Here is an 18,805-nt window from a genome sequence, read left to right as displayed (position 1 = left end):
GTTATCCCTGTCCAGTTCTGTACGGGGTAATCGTTCGGAAGTGGTGCGCGAGTCGAGACGTGACACCCTGGGCACCGGCCGCCACGGCGATCACCGCGTACTCCGTGACGGGACGCAGCGGACGGGCGGAGCGCCAGACGGTGTGCGAGGGATCGAAGCCCCCGGGCACCAGGTCACGTCCGGCGAACGCCACCACGCTCGACAGCCGGCCGCCCTCGGCCCGCACCACGATGCGCCCGCCGGGCTGGGTGGTGAAGATGCCTGGCGAGGGCGTCATCGTGATGCGGGGTGCGGGCGGGACGCGTACGGCGCAGCCCCCGATGACCGCGAGGAGGAGAAGGGCCGGGGGAGCCCAGGCGGCGATCCGGCGCATGTGTTCCTGCCTCCGCTACTCGGGGAAACCCAAGAGTAGCGGAAAGTGATGACATGGACACGTAAGGTCGCGACCTCCGGTCGGATCACGCGCCCGGCGGCGCCGTGCTCAGGTACGGGCGTTCCACGTCCAGGCATAGGCCGGATCCTCGCAGGCCAGGGCGGCCGGGCCGAGGTCGAGCGGGCGGAACGTGTCGATCATGACCGCGAGCTCCGTGGTGGTCGTCATGCCCTGCCGTACGGCCTCGACGGCCGCCTCCACCGCGCCCGGCTGCGGGCCGTGTGTGAAGCCCGCCGGGTGCAGCGAGATCGAGCCGACGTCGATGCCCGACCCCTTCCGCGCCGTGTAGTCGCCGCCCACATAGAACATCAACTCGTCGGAGTCCACGTTGTGGTGGTTGTACGGGATCGGCACGGCCTCGGGATGGAAGTCGAGCGGCCGGGGGCAGAACGAGCAGATGACGAAGTTCGGACCCTCGAACGTCTGGTGGACCGGCGGCGGCGCGTGTGTCCGCTTCACGATCGGTTCGAAGTCGTGGATGTTGAAGGCGTACGGGTACAGACAGCCGTCCCAGCCGACCACGTCGAACGGGTGGTGGGCGTAGGTGAGCCGGGTCAGCCCGCCCCTCGTGCGGACCAGGACCGGCACCTCCTCGCCGTCGACCAGCAGCGGCTCTGCCGGTACGCGCAGGTCGCGCTCGCAGTAGGGGGCGTGCTCCAGGAACTGTCCGTACTGCGACAGGTAGCGCCTGGGCGGCCTGATGTGCCCGGCCGCCTCGATGACCAGCGCGGCCACCGGACCCCGCGGCACCCAGCGGTGGATCGTCCCGGTCGGTACCACGACGTAGTCGCCCTCGCCCACGTCCATCGCGCCGTACGTCGACTCGAAGCGCGCCCGTCCGCTCGTGATGTACACGCACTCGTCGCCCATCGAGTCGCGGTAGAGCTCGCTCGGCGCGTCCGTGGCGGCGTACGAGATGCGGACGTCGGCGTTGCCGGCCAGCAGCAGGCGCCCGGAGACCAGATCGCCGGTCGGCGAGAGGTCGCGGGTGCGGAAATGGCGCGGCGAGAGCGGGAGGTTGGGCGTGAGCCCGGCGCCGCCCCCGTCGACGGCCTCGGCCTTCACGATCGCCGTCGGTGCGTGGCGGTGATAGAGGAGCGAGGAGTCGGAGGAGAAGCCCTCCTCGCCCATCAGCTCCTCGTGATAGAGCCCGCCGTCGGGTCTGCGGAACTGCACGTGGCGTTTGCGCGGCACCTCGCCGACACTGCGATAGTACGGCACGGCTACCCCCCATGGCAGAGAATGTCCGCTTATCGGACACTAGCGTCCTCTATACGTACGACGATCCGTCAATGGGCCATGGATGTCAAACACAGGGGGCGCGGTTCCGGTCGCCGGGTCCGTCACCCCGGCCGTGACCTACGTGCGGATGTTCGGGCGCTGCGGCGTGAGCCGGTCACCGGCCGGGCCGGGTGGCCGAGGGCTTCGGCTGCGCGAGGGCCGCGGTGAGATCTTCGGCGGCGGTGAGCACGAGCGGGCCCACCGTCCTCACGTCGAGGTCGGCGAAGCTGACCACGCCGACCGACGCCTCCAGCCACGAGAGCCCCGTGACGGGCACGGCGATGCCCGTCGCGCCCTCCTGAAGCTGACCATGGCTCGTGCGCAGCGGCGGATCGCCGCCGTCGTTCACCCCTCTGTTCGAGGCTTCGCCCGCGCTGTCGCCCGCGCCTTCGCCCGCGCCGTCAGCACCGGAGCGGCCGGACCGCAGCGCGAGCAGCGCCAGCCCCGCCGCGCCGCGGGTGAGCGGGTGCCGTGATCCCTCGCGGTAGGCGACATGCATGTCGGTCCACGACGGCTCTACCACCGCCACGGCCAGCCCCTCGTCGCCTTCGGCGATCATCAGATGCGCCGTCGCCCCGGCCCGCTCGGCGAGCGTGCGCAGCACCGGGAGCGCCGTCGCACGCAGCAGGGGCTGTACGGCCTGGGCCAGCCCGAGAACGCCGAAACCGAGGTGGACCCGCCCGCCGGCGTCCCTTCTGGCGAAGCCCTCGGCCTGCAGAGTGGTGAGCAGCCGATAGACGACCGGACGGCTGAGGCCGAGCTCACCGGCCAGCTCCGTGGGCGTACGCCCACGGTGGCCCTCCGCGAGCACCCGCAACAGCCGTAATCCCCGTTCCAGCGTCTGCGCCGACTCGGCCGCCATCATGCTGTCGATTATCCCGCCCCACCCGGAGACCCACGAACCCGCGCCGCACGTGGCCTACGTGCGGCGCGGGCCATGTGACATGTGAGTTTCGCCGAGGCCGTCCCCAGAGGACAGCGCGAGGGTCCACGGGATCGCGGGCGGTGGACATCAGCGGCCGGCGGCCGTCCTGGACGCGATCGCGTCGGCCGGACCCGGGAGTCGCACGGTCACCGCGGCCGGCATCTTCGGCCCGGACCGGCGGTCCGGGCCTCCCGATGTCAACGGCCGCGCAGCCAGGCGCCGAACTCGTCGACGTCGATCAGCCCGTCGCCGTCGGAGTCGACCTTGGCGATCGCCCCGTGCGCCCCACTGATCGTGAGAGGATCACCGAGCACCGCCATGAGGCGGACCAACTCGTCGGCGGAGATCCGCCCATCCTTGTCGGCGTCAATGAGTTCGAAAGTGGCGGCGTACTCGCTCATGCCGTCCTCCACGGGATCGATCGGCGAACCTGGCCGGTCAATCATGCCGTAATCCTCGGTCGTTCAGCCTCCCGCGCATGTGGGCGCGGGCGTTGAGTTCGTGCCGTTCCAGGAGCCGAGGAAGCCGAAGGTCGCCTCGGCGCCGGAGGCGAGGCCGCCGTTCCACTCGACGTTCTTCACGGTCACGTTGGCGCCGCTCTGGCTGAGTGTGCCGTTCCACAGCTGCGTCACCTGCTGGCCGTCGGCGAACGCCCAGGAGACGGTCCACCCGTCGATCGAGGCGGCGCCCGTGTTCTTCACCGTGACCTCGCCCTGGAAACCGCCCGCCCACTGGTTAGTGATCTTGTAGGTGGCCGTGCAGCCACCAGGACCGGTGGGTGTCGGGGTCGGTGTGGGAGTGGGCGTCGGGGTGGGCGTGGGTGTCGGTGTGGGAGTGGGCGTGGGTGTCGGTGTGGGGGTCGGGCTTGGGGTGACGCCGGACAGCAGCGCGGCCAGTGCCGGATACCACCTGTCCGCCATCTTCTGGTCGCCGCTCGCGTTCGGATGCACGCCGTCGTAGGTGTCGGTGCTCGTGCTGAAGCCGGTCCACTGGTCGACCACCACGATCGGCGAGGCGGCGGTGGTCTTCGACGTCGCCCAGCCGGGGATCGCGTCGTTCAGCGCGACGGCCCGGGCGCCGCACTCCGGGCAGGTGCTCGGGTTCATCGGGATGATCTTGGCTACGAGGATCTTCATGTTCGGGTTGCTCGCCCGCATCTGGTCCACGAGCTTGCCGTACGCCGCGAGGATGGTCGCGGTGGGCCGGTTGCTCCACACGTCGTTGGTGCCGAAGTGCATCAGCACGATGTCCGGGTGGGTCGCCGACAGCCAGCCGGGGAGCTGGTTCTGGTCGGCGACGTTCGTGACGAGCGCGCCGCCGTGCCCCTCGTTGTCTCCGTCGTACGGCACCGAGCAGCCCTGCGGGGGAAGCGTGCCCACCATGTCGATCGATGTGTAGCCGTTGTTCTGCAACGTGTTCCACAGCAGGGCCCGCCAGCAGCCGGGCGAACCGGTGATCGAGTCACCCAGTGGCATGATCCGTACGGCGGCGGCCGCTCTGGCCGGGCCGGCGACCACCAGCATGCCGAGCAGCACCGTCAGGGCCGCCAGCACGGCTTTCGTCTTGGACATCGCGCTCCCCTCCTAGGACGGCGCGATGCTAGATCCGTACGGCCCGGATGCCCAGAGACGACTGTGGACGAGCCGCATGACATGCGGAAACGTATGTACGGTTCATCTGCGGCCGACCTCTTGTCGCGGGGGACCGAGGGCCGATTCGGGCACCGCTGTTCCACCAGGTCGTACGACCGAATATGCTCAGGGCACCTATGCACGTCTAGTGGAGGATGCGGTCGCCATGTACAAGGAGTTCCTCGGCGAGGTCGTGGTGTGGCTGATCCCCGTCGTCGTCCTTGTCGCCCTGGCACTGATGATCACCAGCCACCCCGCGTAGTCCAGACGTCGGAGAAGGGCCGGGCCATCGCGGCTCGGCCCTTTTTCGCATGCCGGGGCCCGTTCCCGGCCGTGTCGCGGCCCCCTGCCCGCTCAGCTCAGGGCGCCGAGGAGGCCGCGCACGATCCGCTTCAACGTGGCGGCGTTCTCGGGCGTCGAACTCTTGGCGAGACCGCCAGATAGTCCACGTGGTCGGCGAGCCTCCCCCCCATGGCCGTGATCTTGCGAATTCTCGCAGCCGGGGCCGGGAGCAGGCACTTCGCGTTGGTGATCTTGCAGTTTCTCGCAGGTATACCCGCCGAGCAGCGAAAACGACGTTCGTGATCTTGCACTTCGCACTGCAAGATCAGCCAACACTTAAGTGCAGGTCAGGCGGGTTGCCTGCGAGAAACTGCAAGATCACGAGATGGAGCTGCGCAGCTCAGGGGGGTGGGCTGCGAGCATTCGCAAGATCACGGGGGTGAGGGGGGTGAAGTAGTGCAAAGGTCGCCGCTTCCCCACATGTCGCCCTGATCGCGACAAAAGTGTCACTTCATTGGAATATTGATCAATCGGGGCGGATCGTGTGATACTCCCCAACGGTGTGATCAACGAGTTGGGAGCGACTCTGGATGTCGACTGATGCCGTCGTGCGGACAGCGGGAGACTGCAGGGCTTTTCCCCTGAGCCGAGTCCTTCCATCGCTACTACGAGACCCGGTCGGCGCGTTGCTGCAGATGGGGCGGCGAGCGGACGGCGAGATCGTCCAGATCAACCTGGGCCCCTTCCGGCCCTATCTGGTGACCCGACCCGATCACCTACAGCACATCCTGCGGGGCAACGCGGCGAACTACACCCGGGAGGGCGTCTTCTGGCGGCCGCTGCACCGACTGTTCGGTCACAGCATCATGTCCGACGGCCCGCCGTGGGAGCGGAGCCGCAAGGTCCTTCAGCCGGTCTTCACCGCCAAGAACGTCGAGTCGCTCGCGCAGCGCATGGCGGACGCGATCGCCGACGGCATCGACGGGCTGGCCGAGCCGGTCGGGAGCGGGCGGCCGATCGACGTCCCCGCCGAGATGGCCCGGATCGTGAACACGGCCGTCGTCAAGATCTTCTTCGGCGACAAGATCTCCATGGCGGACACCGAGCGGCTGGCCCCGGCCTTCAACGCGGTCGGGACGTCCGTCGTCTTCCGCTACCTCCTGCCCTTCCTGCCGGGATCGGTGCCGGTTCCCGGGGACAGGGCGTTCCACGGCGCTCTGCGGACGATCGACGACATCGTCGTCCCACTCGTGGAGAGGTATCGCGACCGGCCGGGCGACGGCGACGACATCGTCTCCGTCCTGTGCCGGGCGGGCGGCCACGACGACCCGGTGTGGGTGCGGGACAACCTCGTCGCCATGCTCGCCACCGCCACGGAGACCACGGCGGGCGCCCTCACGTGGCTCTGGCCGCTGCTCCACTCCCACCGGGACGTGGCCGCGCGGCTGCGGGAGGAGATCGACCGCGTCGTGGGAGGCGAGCGCGTCCGGCCCGAGCATCTGGCGAGCCTGCCGTACACGAAACAGGTCGTCCAGGAGGTGTTGCGCCTGTTCCCGGTGGGCTGGCTGTTCCCCCGGATGGTGGTGGCGGAGGAGAACGTCGGCGGAGTGCGGCTCAGGCGGGGCAGGACGGTCCTCATCAGCCCGTACATCACCCATCGGCTCCCGGCGCTCTGGGATCGGCCGGACGAGTTCGACCCCGACCGCTTCTCGCCGAGCCGCTCGCAGGGACGGCACCGGTACGCGTACTTCCCGTTCGGCGGGGGACCGCACCAGTGCATCGGCATGTACGTCTTCACGATGGAGGCACACCTCATCATCGCGGGGATCCTCAGCCGTTATCGCCAGGTGGCGTGCAGCCCCGAGGTGGCCACACCGCGGATGGGCGCCTCGCTGAGACCCCGCCAGCACGTCGAGATCGTCTTACGCCCGGCCCGGGAGGCCGGCCGGGAGGGCGCGGCATGACGACGGCGGCCAAGAGGGTGGACGAGGTCGACGCGGCCCGGCTGTGCGGTACGGCCGCCGCGGTGGCCGCGCAGTCGCAGCGAGATCTGCGCGAGTGCGCCGCCGCCTACCCGGAGTTGTTCCCCGACAGCCCGTTCGACGCGGCGCTGTTCAACGCCGTCGCGCTGGCGAACGCGTTCGGGGCTCCGTGGGCGACGGCCGATCGACTGCGGATCGCCAACCGCACGGCACTGTGGATCTTCGCGGTCGACTGGCTGCTGGACTATGTCGCGAAGTCCCGTCAGGAGGTGGAGTCCGTCGTGGACCGCTGCTTGCGTGTGGTGGCGGACGGCCGGCGTGAATCCGATTTCCCGCTGGGGTGTTTCCTGGCCGACATCCGGGACGAGTTGGCCGAGGCGCCCGCTTTCGCGGAGAAGGGCGAGGTCTGGGCCGCCGAGTTGGAGCTGATGCTGGCGGCCATGCTCCGCGAATGGGACTGGAAGACGGCGGCCCGAGACGGATCGCCTCTGCCGACATTGACCGAATATCTGGATAATGCGGACAACTTTGGCTCTTCTCTCGTCAACGTCTCCTGTTGGATCGTCGGCGGCGATCGGGCGGCCCTGGATCGGCTCGACGTGCTCAGGAGCGCGAGCGACGAGGTCCAGCGAGTGCTGCGTCTCCTGAACGATCTGGCGACGTACGAGCGCGACGTCACCTGGGGAGACCTCAACGCGCAGATGTTGGGCACCGGCCGAGCCGAGATCATCGAGCGGATCGGCGACCTGGTCGACGGCTGCCGCGGGCTTCTGGAGCCGCTGCGTGACGACTGCCCTCTCGAAGTGGCGTATCTGGAGCGACAGATCGGCTACAGCATGGGTTTCTATGGCATCACCGACTATTGGGGCAAGCTGTGAGCAGTGGCGGCGTGATCTCGAGTGCGGCCGTCGATGTGACGGCCGGTGCCGACGAGTTGATGCGGGACCTGATGGCCCGGCCCTGGGGGCAGGTCTCGCCGTCGGTTTACGAGACCGGCCGGCTCGTGTCCCTCGCCCCCTGGCTGATCGGCCATCAGGCCCGGGTGGCGTATCTGCTCGCGACGCAGCGGCCGGACGGGTCGTGGGGAGCGCCGGACGGCTACGCGCTCGTGCCGACGGTCAGCGCCACGGAGGCGATCCTGTCGGCCTGCGCCCGCGGCGGCAACGGCGCCGACCCCGCAGCCCTGCGGCACTCGGCGCTGCGCGGTGTGCGGGCGCTGGCGGGCCTGCTCCTCGAGGCGGCGGTCCGCCTGCCCGACATGCCCGCCATCGAGCTGATCGTTCCGGACCTCGTCGTCCGCATCAACGCGCATCTGGCCGCCATGCCGGACTCGGGCGTCGAACCCCTCCGGCTGCCCAAGGGAATGAGTGAAACCCCGATCACGCTGATCAGGCGGCGGGTGGAGTCCGGCTCGGCGCTGCCGGAGAAGCTTCTGCACGCCTTCGAAATCGCGGGCGACTCGGCCGCGGGAGCCCGCATGGCGAGCCCGACGCCCATCGGCACGGTCGGCGCCTCGCCGGCCGCGACGGCGGCCTGGCTCGGTGACGGCGTGACCGCCGACGCGGGCGCCGGCCCCGCCGCCCGCCGTTATCTCGAGGCGGTGGCGCTGCGGCACGGCGGTCCGGTTCCGGTCGGCCTGCCGATCACCGTGTTCGAGCGCGGCTGGGTGCTGAGCTGGCTGGCCCGCGCCCGGATCCCCTTCGACGTGCCGCCGGAGATGCTGGCCGACCTCCGGGCCGCGATCGGTCCGGCGGGCACGCCCGCCGGGTCGGGGCTGCCCGCGGACGCCGACACCACCTCCGTGGCCCTGTACGCGTTGGCCCTGCACGGCATGCCGTACGAGCCGGAGAGCCTGTGGGCCTTCGAGACACCGACGCACTTTTGCACCTGGCAGGGTGAGGACGGGTCCTCGGTCAGCGTGAACGCCCATGTGCTTGACGCCTTCGGGCAGTATGCGACGGTCCGGCCCAACGCGGGGGCACGGTACGCCCCCGTCATCGGCCGCCTGTCGGCCTGGCTGGCCGGTCGGCAGCGGGCCGACGGGAGCTGGGACGACCGCTGGCACGCCTCGCCGTACTATGCGACCGTCTCCTGCGCGCTCGCGCTCGCCGAATTCGGCGGGACGGCCGCTGAACCGGCGGTGCGCAAGGCCGTGCGCTGGGTGCTGGAGACCCAGCGTGACGACGGGTCGTGGGGACGGTGGGCGGGGACGGCGGAGGAGACCGCCTACGCGATGCAGGTTCTCCTGCTGGCCGGGACCGGAGAGCGGGTCGAGGAGGCCGCGGCCCGGGGGTACGGATATCTCCTCAGCGCCGCGGCGGACACCGTCGACGGCCCACCGCTCTGGCACGACAAGGACCTCTACCTTCCGGTGGCAGTGGTGAGGGCGGCGGTTCTCGCCGCACTGCACCTTGCGCAGTCGGATCCACTTGTTGTGAGACGTCTAGTCAAGTAGGATCGCCCGGGTCAGTAATAACCTTTGATTCGGACATTTCCCCCTTTGTCTGATTGGGTTGAGCGCTTTTCGGGCCCTTGCTAGGGTGTTCCAGTTGTGGCGTGTTTTCGGCAGTGGACGGAACATTCAGGGTTGACCTGGATGCAGGTTGGCCCAGGTGAACGCGCTGTTTTGAACTTCTCAACCTTCCGCTGAATGGAACTGTCTATGCGCTTCCGGAATTCGCGCGTACGGACGAAAGTCACTGCGATGCTCGTGTCGCTCGCAGCCCTCTGGGCCTTCGCGGCGTGGGTCACTCTGCGGGACGGCCTGAACCTGGCGTGGGTTTCGGTATACAACACGAACGTCGCCCAGCCAAGTGAGTCGCTGCTGCTGCAGCTCCAGCAGGAACGCCGGCTCACCATGATCCGTCTGGCGGACTCCGGAGTGGTCGGAAAGAGCCAGATCACCGACCAGCGGACCCGCACCGACGAAGCGGCCACGAGGTTCCGCGAGCTCGCGAGCACCGACAGGGTCGAGTTCGCCGCGGACGACGTGCTGAAGGAGCGGATCGCCGAGACGTTCCGTCGGCTGGACGAACTCGGCACCGGCCGGAAGGAGATCGACGCCGGGCGCCGTGATCGGGTCACGGCCGTCGCCGCCTTCAACAATCTGATCGACTCGCTGTATCGGACGTACGAGTCACTCGCCACCCTGGACGACGACGCGATCGCGCGGGACACCCGTACCCTGATCTCGCTGAACTGGACCCGGGAGCTCATCTCGCGCGAGGACGCGTTGCTGGCGGGCGCCGTCGCGGCCCGGCGGTTCAGCGGAACCGAGGCCGTGCGGTTCACCCAGATCGTGGGCGCGCACCGTTACAACATGGACCGCGTGCTGACGGATCTGGAGAACGAGGATCCGACGGCCTACCGGCAACTCCGCGAAAGCCAGGCACTGGAGCGGCTGCACAGCCTGGAAGACCTGGTCTCCCGGCAGGGCCGGCCCGGTGTGATCCCGCCCGTCACCGCGGAGCAGTGGCAGAACACCACGGCGCGCGCCCTCACCGAGTTGCACAACGTGGTGCGCGAGGCCGGTGAGCGGCTGGTCGAGCGCTCGACGCCGGTCGCCATCGGCGTCATCGTCCGGCTGGTGCTCGCGGGTCTTCTCGGCCTGGTCGCGGTCATCGCGTCCATCATCCTGTCCATCACCACGGCCCGAGCCCTGGTCAGGCAGCTCGAGAAGCTGCGCACCGCCGCCATGGAACTCGCCAACGAGCGGCTGCCCAGCGTGGTCGCCCGGCTCGCCCAGGGAGAGAAGGTCGACGTCGCCGCGGAGGCGCCGCCGCTGAAGTTCGGCGACGACGTGATCGGCCAGGTGGGCACGGCCTTCAACGCGGTCCAGGAGACCGCGATCAGGACAGCGGTCGACGAGGCCCAGCTCCGGCAGAGCATCCGCGACATTCTGCTCAGCCTCGCCCGGCGTACGCAGTCGCTGGTCCACCGCCAGCTCACCCTGCTCGACGTGATGGAGCGGCGTGAGTCCGAGCCGTCCGAGCTGAAGGACCTGTTCCGGATCGACCACCTCGCCACCCGGATGCGCCGCAACGCCGAGAACCTCATCGTCTTGGCCGGCGCGTCGCCCGCGCGGGCCTGGCGCAGGTCGGTGCCGATGGTCGACGTCGTACGCGGCGCCCTCGCCGAGGTCGAGGACTACACGCGTGTCACCGTGCTCCCGATGGGGGAGACCGCGCTGTCCGGCCGGGCCGTCGGCGACGTGATCCACCTGCTCGCCGAGCTGATCGAGAACGCGGTGTCGTTCTCCCCGCCGTACACCACGGTGCAGATCGGCGGCCAGACCGTGGCCAGCGGCTACGCGATCGAGATCGAGGACCGCGGCCTGGGGATGAGCGCCGAAGACCTGGCGGCGGCGAACGAGCGGATCGCCAACCCGCCGGAGTTCAACCTGTCGAGCACCGCGCGGCTCGGCCTCTACGTGGTGAGCAGGCTGGCCGAACGGCACGGCATCCGGGTCGCGCTCAAGGCCTCGCCGTACGGCGGCACGACGGCGGTCGTGCTGCTGCCGCACGACCTGGTCACCGAGGGCAGGGACGACCTGTCCGGCGGAGCGACGGAACACGGGCGCAGGCCCCTCCAGCCGGGGGGCGCCCGTGAGACGGCACTCGTCGGCGCGCCCGAGGTGTTCGCAGCACCAGTTCAGGAGGTGGTTTCCGTACCGACGAGCGTCCCAGAACCACCGCGGACCGAACCGCAGCCGAGTGAGCCGGTCGGTACCGATGTGCCGAGGCCCGCGTCTCCGGCCTCGTTCACCCCCTCCGGCCTGCCGTTCCGGGTGCCGCAGGCGAGCCTCGCGCCGGAACTGGTCGCCGGGCCGCAGTCGGTGCTCAACGGCGAGGACGATGAAGAACGTTCGCCGGAGGACATCAGAAAGATCATGGGCTCGTTCCAGTCGGGCACCAGGAAGGGCAGATCCGAGGCGGCGAAGCTGCTGGATGAAGGGCATGAAGGGAAGGACGACCAGTGACGCAGAAGACGGGCGCGTCCGCCGACTTGGCGTGGTTGCTCGATGATCTGGTCGATCGGGTCCGGGAGGCCGAGCACGGCATCGTCCTGTCCAGGGACGGTCTGCTGCTGGCCGCCTCGCGCGGCCTGCGCCTTGAGGACGCCGAGCATCTGTCCGCCGTGGCCTCCGGGCTGCAGAGCCTGGCCCGGGGGGTCGGCGAGCGGTTCAACGGCGGCACGGTCAGGCAGACCATCGTCGAGATGAAATCGGCCTATCTGCTCGTGACCGTGGCCGGTCAGGGCGCCTGCCTCGCCGTGCTGTGCAGCGGCGACGCGGACGTCGGCCTGGTGGCCTATGAGATGGCCATGCTCGTCACCAGGGTGGGGCAGTACCTCACCTCACCGGCCAGAACGGTGACGAGAGAGGGGCATGGATGAGCGGATACGAATGGGGCCCGGATGGCTGGAGCCCGGACGACGACCGGCTTCTCGACGCTCCCACCATCCGGCCGTACGTCATCGCACGCGGCCGGACCGAGGCGCAGGACCGATTCGACCTGATCTCGCTCGCCGTGACGGTCAAACCCACGACCGGGCGCGAGGTCGGCCTCGATCCCGAACATCAGACGATCGTACGGCTGTGCCGCAGACCGCTGTCGGTAGCGGAGATCGCGGCGCACATGGACCTGCCGGCCGGGATTGTCCGAGTCCTCCTCGGTGACCTGTTCGACCGGGGATTCGTCGCCGTGCAACAACCGCAGCCGGAGATGGACGTGCTGGACGAGAGAATGTACAAGGCGGTGCTCGATGGCCTTCGGGCGCTCTGACCAGCCCAAGATGCCCAAGGCGATCAAACTGCTGATCGCCGGGGGCTTCGGAGTGGGCAAGACCACGATGGTGGGCGCGGTCTCCGAGATCCGGCCGTTGCGGACCGAGGAGACCCTCACCGACCGCAGCGTGGGCATCGACGACCTGTCCGGTGTGGAGACCAAGGCGACCACCACCGTGGCGATGGACTTCGGCCGGATCAGCATCGGTGACGAGTTCATGCTGTATCTGTTCGGCACCCCCGGCCAGGAGCGGTTCTGGTTCGTGTGGGACGAGCTCGCCCGCGGAGCGCTCGGGGCGGTGGTGCTGGCGGACACGCGGCGCCTGGCGGACTGCTTCCCCTCCGTGGACTACTTCGAGCGGCGCGGCACCCCCTTCATAGTGGCGGTCAACTGTTTCGAGGGCGCCCCGGTGTTCGAACTCGCCGAGGTGAAGCTGGCGCTCAACTTGGGCGAGGACATTCCGGTCCTTCTGTGCGACGCGCGTAAGCGTGAGTCGGGCAAGGAGGTCCTGATCACCCTGGTCAAGCACGCGTACGGCAAGCGCCCCATGGCCACCGTGAGGTGATCGCCCGGCGGAGCGGAGATCAACTGCCCGACTGGCGGACAAAGCAGAAGGGCCCATGCCATTCTTGTACCGGCATGGGCCCTTTGTGTTATGTGTCCCCTTCGCTGACCGGTTCCGCAGTCCTCCTGAAGCGAGACGAGTAACAGCTGCACAACAGCCGTTGATATGGCGGTGCACCCACTGTAACGTCTGCCACATCGCAGAAACTATCGGACATGCGCCGAAAGTTTCGGAATCCAGGAGGGAACCACCGTGAAGTTGAGTCGACGAGGCGTGGCGCTGCTCGCGGCGTCAGCGTTAATCTTGGGGGGCTGCGGCAGTACGGGGGACGACGCCGCCGATAGCAAGAGCGAAGCCGGCGGCCAGGTGACCGTCGAGTTCTGGAACATCTGGACCAGCGAGCCGCTGAAGTCATACGGTGCTCAGGCCATCAAGGACTTCGAGGCCAAGCACCCGAACATCAAGATCAAGAACGTCGCTATCGAGAACGACGCGTTCAAGCCCAAGTTGACCACGACCATTCAGTCGGGCAAGGCTCCGGACGTCTTCCAGAGCTGGGGCGGTGGCGTGCTCAAGCAGCAGGCCGACGCCGGGCTGGTGAAGGATCTCACCGCGGACACGGCCTCCTGGATCGGACAGTTCACCCCCGCCGCGCTCGCGGCTTACCAGATCGACGGCAAGACCTACGCCATCCCGCACGACATCGGGATGGTGGGCTTCTGGTACAACAAGGCGCTGTTCAGCAAGGCCGGCATCGCCGCGCCGCCGCAGACCTGGTCGGAGTTCATCGACGCCGTCAAGAAGCTGAAGGCGGCGGGCATCACCCCGATCTCGCTCGCGGGCAAGGCCAAGTGGCCGGGCCACTACTACTGGGCCTACCTCGCCATGCGGATCGGCGGCCTGGACGCGCTCAAGCAGGCAGGCGTCGACAACAACTTCACCGGGCCCGACTTCATCGCCGCCGGTGAGAAGGTGAAGGAGCTGGCCGACCTCGACCCGTTCCAGAAGGGCTTCCTGGGCGCGGCGTACGACACTCCCGACGGCCAGGCGGCGACCATGGGCAACGGGAAGGCCGCCATGGAGCTGATGGGCCAGTGGGCCCCGTCCGTTCAGTCGTCGGCGGGTAAGGGCATCGGCGAGGACCTCGGGTTCTTCCCCTTCCCGACCGTCGAGGGCGGCAAGGGCGCGATCACCGAGGCCTTCGGCGGTGGCGGCGGCTACGCCGTCGGCGCCGAGGCGCCCGCGGAAGCGGTCGAGTTCCTCAAGTTCCTGTCCGACAGCGCCGAGCACCGCAAGGCGGTCGCGTCGGGTGGCGTGCTTCCGGTGCTGAAGGGCGAGGAGGACGAGGTCAAGGACCCGAACCTGGCCGTGGTCGCCCAGACCCTCGCGACGGCCACCGGGTTCCAGCTCTACCTCGACCAGGCGTATCCCCCGGCCGTGGGTCAGCAGGTCAACGACAGTGTGGCCGAGCTGATCGCCGGGACGAAGACGCCGGAAGAGGTGGCGCAGGCCATCACGGAGACGGCGAAGTCGGAGTAGCTGCCGCGTGAAGATGACAAGACCCCGGAGCCGGGAACGGCTCCGGGGGATTACCACGATTGTCCTGTTCCTGCTCCCCGCCCTGGTGCTGTTCGGCCTGCTGGTGCTGGCGCCGATCCTGGTCGCCATGTACACCAGCCTGTTCAAGTGGAACGGCCTGGGCGGCGCGCCGACCGACTTCGTCGGGCTCGACAACTTCACCAAGGCCTTCTCGGACGAGGTGTTCATCGGCGACCTGTGGCACGGCCTCGTCATCATCGGCCTGTCGCTGCTGATCCAGCTCCCGATGGCACTGGGCATCGCGCTGCTGCTCAACCAGCGCATACCGGGGCGGGCCGTCTACCGGCTGGTGTTCTTCGCGCCGTACATCGTGTCGGAGGCGATCACGGCCGTACTGTTCGGCCTGATCATGCAGCCCGGTGACGACGGCCTGGCCAACCAGCTCCTGGGATTCTTCGGCATTCCCGGCGTGGAGTGGTTCGCCGACCAGAAGATCGTGCTGTTCTCGCTGTTCCTGGTGATGACGTGGAAGTACTTCGGCTTCCATATGATCATCTACATCGCGGGGCGGCAGGGCATTCCACGGGAGCTGACCGAGGCCGCCCAGATCGACGGCGCGACCTCCTGGGAGGTGTTCCGCCATGTCACGCTGCCGCTGCTCGGGCCGACGATTCGCATCAGCGTGTTCCTGTCCGTCATCGGCGCGATCCAGCTCTTCGACCTGGTGTGGATCCTCACCGAGGGTGGGCCGGTCCACTCCTCCGAGACCATGGCCGTCACGTTGTTCCAGTTCGGCTTCAAGCGGTTCCAGGTCGGCTACGCCAGCGCGATCAGCGTGATCATGTTCCTGATCAGCCTCGTCTTCGCGCTCCTCTACCAGAGATACGTCATGCGCCGCGACCTTGAAGGAGCGACCACAGTGCTGCGAGACCAGCGATGAACGTCCACAGGCGTTCCACTGCCGCGCCGGTGAACCGCGGCCCGATACGCAGTGCCCTCCTGCAGGTGCTCGTGCTGTTGCTCGCCGCGCTCATCATCATCCCGCTGATCTACGGAGTGCTCGGCGGATTCAAGAGCACCGACCAGCTCTCCACCAACGCCTTCGGGCTGCCCGACCCCTGGGTGCCGGAGAACTACACGGGGGTCCTCGGGTCGGCCGAGTTCTGGACCCAGCTCTGGAACAGCACGTTCATCGCGCTGGTGACGACGATCATCGTGGTCCTCTTCTCCGCGATGGCGTCCTTCGTGTTCGCCCGGTTCGCCTTCCGCGGCCGGGAGGCGATGTTCACCCTGTTCGTCACCGGGCTGATGTTCCCGTTCGCGGTGGCGATCCTTCCCCTGTTCGTCCTGCTGCGCATCTTCGGGCTGCTGGACAACCCGCTCGGCGTGATCCTGCCCCAGGCGGCGTTCCAGCTGCCGATGACGATCATCATCCTCCGTGGTTTCTTCCGGGCCATCCCGGGTGAGATCGAGGAGGCCGCGACCCTGGACGGGTGCACCGCGTTCGGATTCTTCTGGCGGATCCTGCTGCCGATGGCCAAGCCGGCGCTCGCCACGGTCTCCGTGCTGACCGTCGTCTTCAGCTGGAACAACTTCATGCTGCCGCTGGTCGTGTTCAACGATCCGGGCTGGTTCACGATCCCGCTGGGCGTCCAGCAGTTCAGTGGTCAGTACGCCTCCGACTACGCGCGCGTGCTCGCCTACGTCACGATGGCGATGGTGCCGGCGTTCGCCTTCTACGCCGTGGCCGAGCGCCAGCTCGTCGGAGGACTCACCGCCGGTGCCATGAAGGGCTGAAGCCACGCTCCGTGCTGTATGGGAGGATTGTCCCATCAGCGCGGGGGGTGGCCATGACGGCTGCGATCATCCGCGTCGCAGAGGACGCGGACATGCCGAGCGTACGCGGCGACATCGGAGCATATTTCGAGCTTCTGACCAAGTGGCCCGAAACGCCGGACTTCCTGGACGCGGAGCGGGCGTACGGAACACTGCTCGTGGCCGAGGCCGGCGGCCGGATCGTGGGCTTCGGCGGGACGCTGCGCCGAGATTCGCTGACGCACCTCGGCGACCTGTTCGTCCTTCCCGATCACCAGTCGGCGGGCATCGGCCGGCTGATCCTCGCCCGGCTGCTGCTCCGGGACGTCCCCCAGATCACGTTCGCCGCCGGCAATGCGAGCGCCCTCGCGCTGTACATACGGCACGGCATGCGGCCGCGCTGTCCGTTGCTCTACCTTGAAGGCCCGTTCGAGGGCGGGCCGCCAGCGGCGGCGGAGGTCGGTGCGCGGGAGGCGGCGGCCATGGACGCCGCGGTCTCCGGTGGAGACCGTACGGACTGCCTCACCTGGTATGCCGGACTACCGGGAGCCGGGGTACGCCGCAGCGACGGAGGATACGCGTTCACCCGGATGGTCGGCGAAACCCTGGTGATCGGACCGGCGGGGGGTGAGACGCCGCAGGACGGTGTGGAAGTGATCTTGCAGACGATAGCCGCGCATCCCGGTGCGAAGCTGATCCAGGTGGCGGTGCCGGGCATCCATCCGCTCCTGCCCATGCTGCTCGACGCCGGATGGCGGATCACCGCCATGGACACCGTCATGACCAGCGCGGAGGGGCTCGTCCGGCTGGACCGATACCTCCCGCACCCCGATCTCGGTTAGAGACACGATCCGGCCGTCCGCACTGACCATGGACGAGGAACCCCGCCCCCGGCCGCTGGGATGGCCGGGGGCGGGGCGGGGGTTGGTTCTCCAGGATGGTCTGTCAGGCGACCCTGCGCAGGTAGTCGGTGAAGGCCCAGCCTGATCTGCCGTTCGCCGCCTTCACCGCGGTCCAGCCGTGCGTGCTGTCGCAGGCGCCGAGGAAACGCCCGTCGGACACCCGCAGCCGGCCGATCCGCCGGTGGTGCGGGCTCGGGCCCTTGCGTACGTTGAGGAAGCTCGACTTGCGCACATGCTTGAGCCGGTAGGCGCAGGACAGGTCGGGCAGGACGCTCGGGGCATCCGTGGTCGCGGGCAGCCTGCGTACATAGTGGGTGTGCACCCAGCCGCGCTCGCCGTCGCCGAACTCGATCTTGACCCAGTGGCCGGCCGGTGAGCAGGCACCGGCGAAGCGGCCGCTGTCGACGGTGAGCCTGCCCACCGGCCGATATTTCAGGCCGGGGCCCTTGCGTACGTTGAGGAAGCTCGACTTCCGCACGTTCCGTACCTTGTAGGTGCAGGAGAGCGCCGATGGTTGCGTCGGCACGAGAATCCCGGACGTTTGCCCGGTCTCGGGATCGGGGTGGACGATGTCGGCCTGGGCGGACGGCCCCGTGATCACGAGCCATCCCGCCGCGGCGCAGGCCGTGAGCGCGGGGATGATCCGCTTGGCGATCCTCACGATGTCTCCTTCGGTTCGCATCGCTCTCGCCGGGAGGGGCCGGTCTGTGAGTTTCACCGAAGGTTGTTGACCGATTACCGGGAGTTTACACTCGTCCCAAGCGCCCCTCTTTTCTTTTACCTTCGCGGGCGGTCACACCGGAACGAGTTTCGGACGGTGAGCCGCGGGTCACCGTCCGATCCGGCCGGCATCATGCCGGCGACGAACTCGTGGGCGACCACGACCGGCGCGGGCGGAGCGTTTCACTGCAAGGCGGCGGTGGCTCTTGCTGAGCGTAGCGCCAGGGGCAGCAGGCCGCCGAGGAGGAGCAGCGAGCTGATCGGCAGGAGGTCCAGGGAGGCCGCGGGTAGCACCACGGCCGCCAGGATGAGCAGCACGGCCCACACCTTGAGCACGCCCTTCGCGGCAAGTACTGCGGCCAGCGCGAACAGGCCGATGTAGAAGAGCATCGGCCCGACCTGGTAGACGACCAGCGGCACCCCGGGCACCGAGGACACCTTGTCGGACAGCACCCGCATCGCCTCGTGGTCGGCGGCCATGAACCCGACCACGATGTCGATGGTGAACTGCGCGATGGCGGCCACGGCCCCGGCCGTTCCGACCACGGCGGCGATGGTGGCGGCGGCGGTACGGCCCGCCAGCCGGCGCATCTCCCACATGATCGGCACGAACAGCGCCAGTGCCGTAAGGAAGGCCAGGTGCCCGCTGGTCCAGGCCAGGCCCGGCCCCCGGCTGCCGTCGAACCCGTCGATGATTCTGATCAGCGCGTAGGCGAGTGAGAGTACGGGAGCCGCGACGAAGGCATGACGTATGTTCATGAGCGCTCCTTGTGTTGGGGACGCGCCCATCCTGATCTTGCCGGTGGCGGCCCGGCATCGGGTGACGCCCCCAGACGACCCTGAGACGACCCCCGAGCCGCACCGGGGAGCAGGCCAGAACCGCGAAGGGTCCGGCACAGCTCCAGTACACGACCGGCGACGCGGTGGGGGAGGCGGCACACGTG

At 68.6% G+C, this 18,805-nt stretch carries 18 protein-coding genes; 11 read left to right on the top strand and 7 right to left on the bottom strand.

All coding sequences use genetic code 11. The annotated features are described in order from the left end of the window. Position 1: 1 nt before the first annotated feature. From ACQP1K_RS25405 to ACQP1K_RS25385, 5 genes are all read right to left on the bottom strand, one after another. A complete protein-coding gene (locus ACQP1K_RS25405) occupies positions 2-373 on the bottom strand; it encodes an Ig-like domain-containing protein (RefSeq protein WP_433498205.1) in 372 nt (123 codons plus the stop codon). A gap of 108 nt (positions 374-481) precedes the next feature. Continuing rightward, positions 482-1,654: a homogentisate 1,2-dioxygenase gene (locus ACQP1K_RS25400; protein WP_433498204.1), complete on the bottom strand. Its 1,173-nt coding sequence runs from the start codon at positions 1,652-1,654 to the stop codon at positions 482-484. A 175-nt stretch (positions 1,655-1,829) separates the two neighbouring features. Next, positions 1,830-2,579, bottom strand: coding sequence for an IclR family transcriptional regulator (locus ACQP1K_RS25395; protein ID WP_433498203.1), 750 nt, complete (start codon positions 2,577-2,579; stop codon positions 1,830-1,832). A 257-nt stretch (positions 2,580-2,836) separates the two neighbouring features. Then, on the bottom strand, positions 2,837-3,085 hold the full coding sequence (locus tag ACQP1K_RS25390; protein ID WP_433498202.1) for an EF-hand domain-containing protein: 249 nt from the start codon (positions 3,083-3,085) through the stop codon (positions 2,837-2,839). 18 nt (positions 3,086-3,103) lie between these two features. Beyond that, entirely contained in the window at positions 3,104-4,210 is a 1,107-nt protein-coding gene (locus ACQP1K_RS25385) for a cellulose binding domain-containing protein (RefSeq protein WP_433498201.1), read from the bottom strand. A 1,037-nt stretch (positions 4,211-5,247) separates the two neighbouring features. Between ACQP1K_RS25385 and ACQP1K_RS25380 the strand changes: the two genes are divergently transcribed. The 11 genes from ACQP1K_RS25380 to ACQP1K_RS25330 all read left to right on the top strand — a co-directional run bounded on the left by ACQP1K_RS25380 (position 5,248) and on the right by ACQP1K_RS25330 (position 17,081). Continuing rightward, positions 5,248-6,516 carry a cytochrome P450 gene (locus tag ACQP1K_RS25380; protein ID WP_433498200.1) on the top strand — a complete coding sequence of 423 codons (1,269 nt, stop codon included), beginning with the start codon at positions 5,248-5,250 and terminating at the stop codon, positions 6,514-6,516. Then, complete coding sequence (locus ACQP1K_RS25375) at positions 6,513-7,412, top strand: terpene synthase family protein (RefSeq protein WP_433498199.1); 900 nt, start codon at positions 6,513-6,515, stop codon at positions 7,410-7,412. Before ACQP1K_RS25380 ends, ACQP1K_RS25375 begins: the two co-directional genes overlap by 4 nt. Positions 7,413-7,423: 11 nt before the next feature. Next, a complete protein-coding gene (locus ACQP1K_RS25370) occupies positions 7,424-8,989 on the top strand; it encodes a prenyltransferase/squalene oxidase repeat-containing protein (protein ID WP_433498198.1) in 1,566 nt (521 codons plus the stop codon). Between the two features lie 249 nt (positions 8,990-9,238). Then, positions 9,239-11,512, top strand: a complete 2,274-nt coding sequence (locus ACQP1K_RS25365; protein WP_433498197.1) for a sensor histidine kinase — start codon at positions 9,239-9,241, stop codon at positions 11,510-11,512. Then, on the top strand, positions 11,509-11,928 hold the full coding sequence (locus ACQP1K_RS25360) for a roadblock/LC7 domain-containing protein (RefSeq protein ID WP_433498196.1): 420 nt from the start codon (positions 11,509-11,511) through the stop codon (positions 11,926-11,928). The genes ACQP1K_RS25365 and ACQP1K_RS25360 overlap by 4 nt, the downstream gene beginning before the upstream one ends. Then, a complete protein-coding gene (locus tag ACQP1K_RS25355) occupies positions 11,925-12,317 on the top strand; it encodes a DUF742 domain-containing protein (protein ID WP_433498195.1) in 393 nt (130 codons plus the stop codon). Before ACQP1K_RS25360 ends, ACQP1K_RS25355 begins: the two co-directional genes overlap by 4 nt. Continuing rightward, positions 12,298-12,885 carry a GTP-binding protein gene (locus ACQP1K_RS25350; RefSeq protein ID WP_433498194.1) on the top strand — a complete coding sequence of 196 codons (588 nt, stop codon included), beginning with the start codon at positions 12,298-12,300 and terminating at the stop codon, positions 12,883-12,885. Before ACQP1K_RS25355 ends, ACQP1K_RS25350 begins: the two co-directional genes overlap by 20 nt. Positions 12,886-13,137: 252 nt before the next feature. Further along, positions 13,138-14,424 (top strand): extracellular solute-binding protein, encoded by a 1,287-nt coding sequence (locus ACQP1K_RS25345; protein WP_433498193.1) that lies wholly within the window; start codon positions 13,138-13,140, stop codon positions 14,422-14,424. A gap of 13 nt (positions 14,425-14,437) precedes the next feature. After that, positions 14,438-15,364, top strand: coding sequence for a carbohydrate ABC transporter permease (locus ACQP1K_RS25340; protein ID WP_433501643.1), 927 nt, complete (start codon positions 14,438-14,440; stop codon positions 15,362-15,364). Then, positions 15,361-16,221 carry a carbohydrate ABC transporter permease gene (locus ACQP1K_RS25335; RefSeq protein ID WP_433498192.1) on the top strand — a complete coding sequence of 287 codons (861 nt, stop codon included), beginning with the start codon at positions 15,361-15,363 and terminating at the stop codon, positions 16,219-16,221. Before ACQP1K_RS25340 ends, ACQP1K_RS25335 begins: the two co-directional genes overlap by 4 nt. A gap of 53 nt (positions 16,222-16,274) precedes the next feature. Continuing rightward, the gene (locus tag ACQP1K_RS25330; protein WP_433498191.1) at positions 16,275-17,081 is read left to right on the top strand and encodes a GNAT family N-acetyltransferase; all 807 of its coding nucleotides are present in this window, start codon (positions 16,275-16,277) and stop codon (positions 17,079-17,081) included. A gap of 103 nt (positions 17,082-17,184) precedes the next feature. On the opposite strand, the gene ACQP1K_RS25325 is transcribed toward ACQP1K_RS25330, so the two are convergent. After that, positions 17,185-17,802 (bottom strand): SH3 domain-containing protein, encoded by a 618-nt coding sequence (locus tag ACQP1K_RS25325; RefSeq protein WP_433498190.1) that lies wholly within the window; start codon positions 17,800-17,802, stop codon positions 17,185-17,187. Positions 17,803-18,044: 242 nt separating this feature from the next. After that, positions 18,045-18,620 carry a hypothetical protein gene (locus ACQP1K_RS25320; RefSeq protein ID WP_433498189.1) on the bottom strand — a complete coding sequence of 192 codons (576 nt, stop codon included), beginning with the start codon at positions 18,618-18,620 and terminating at the stop codon, positions 18,045-18,047. Positions 18,621-18,805 lie beyond the last annotated feature (185 nt).

The organism is Sphaerimonospora sp. CA-214678 (assembly GCF_050942215.1).
Lineage (GTDB): Bacteria > Actinomycetota > Actinomycetes > Streptosporangiales > Streptosporangiaceae > Sphaerimonospora.
Note: the sequence above shows the minus strand (reverse complement) of the source record. Positions and strands in the feature narration are given on the sequence as shown.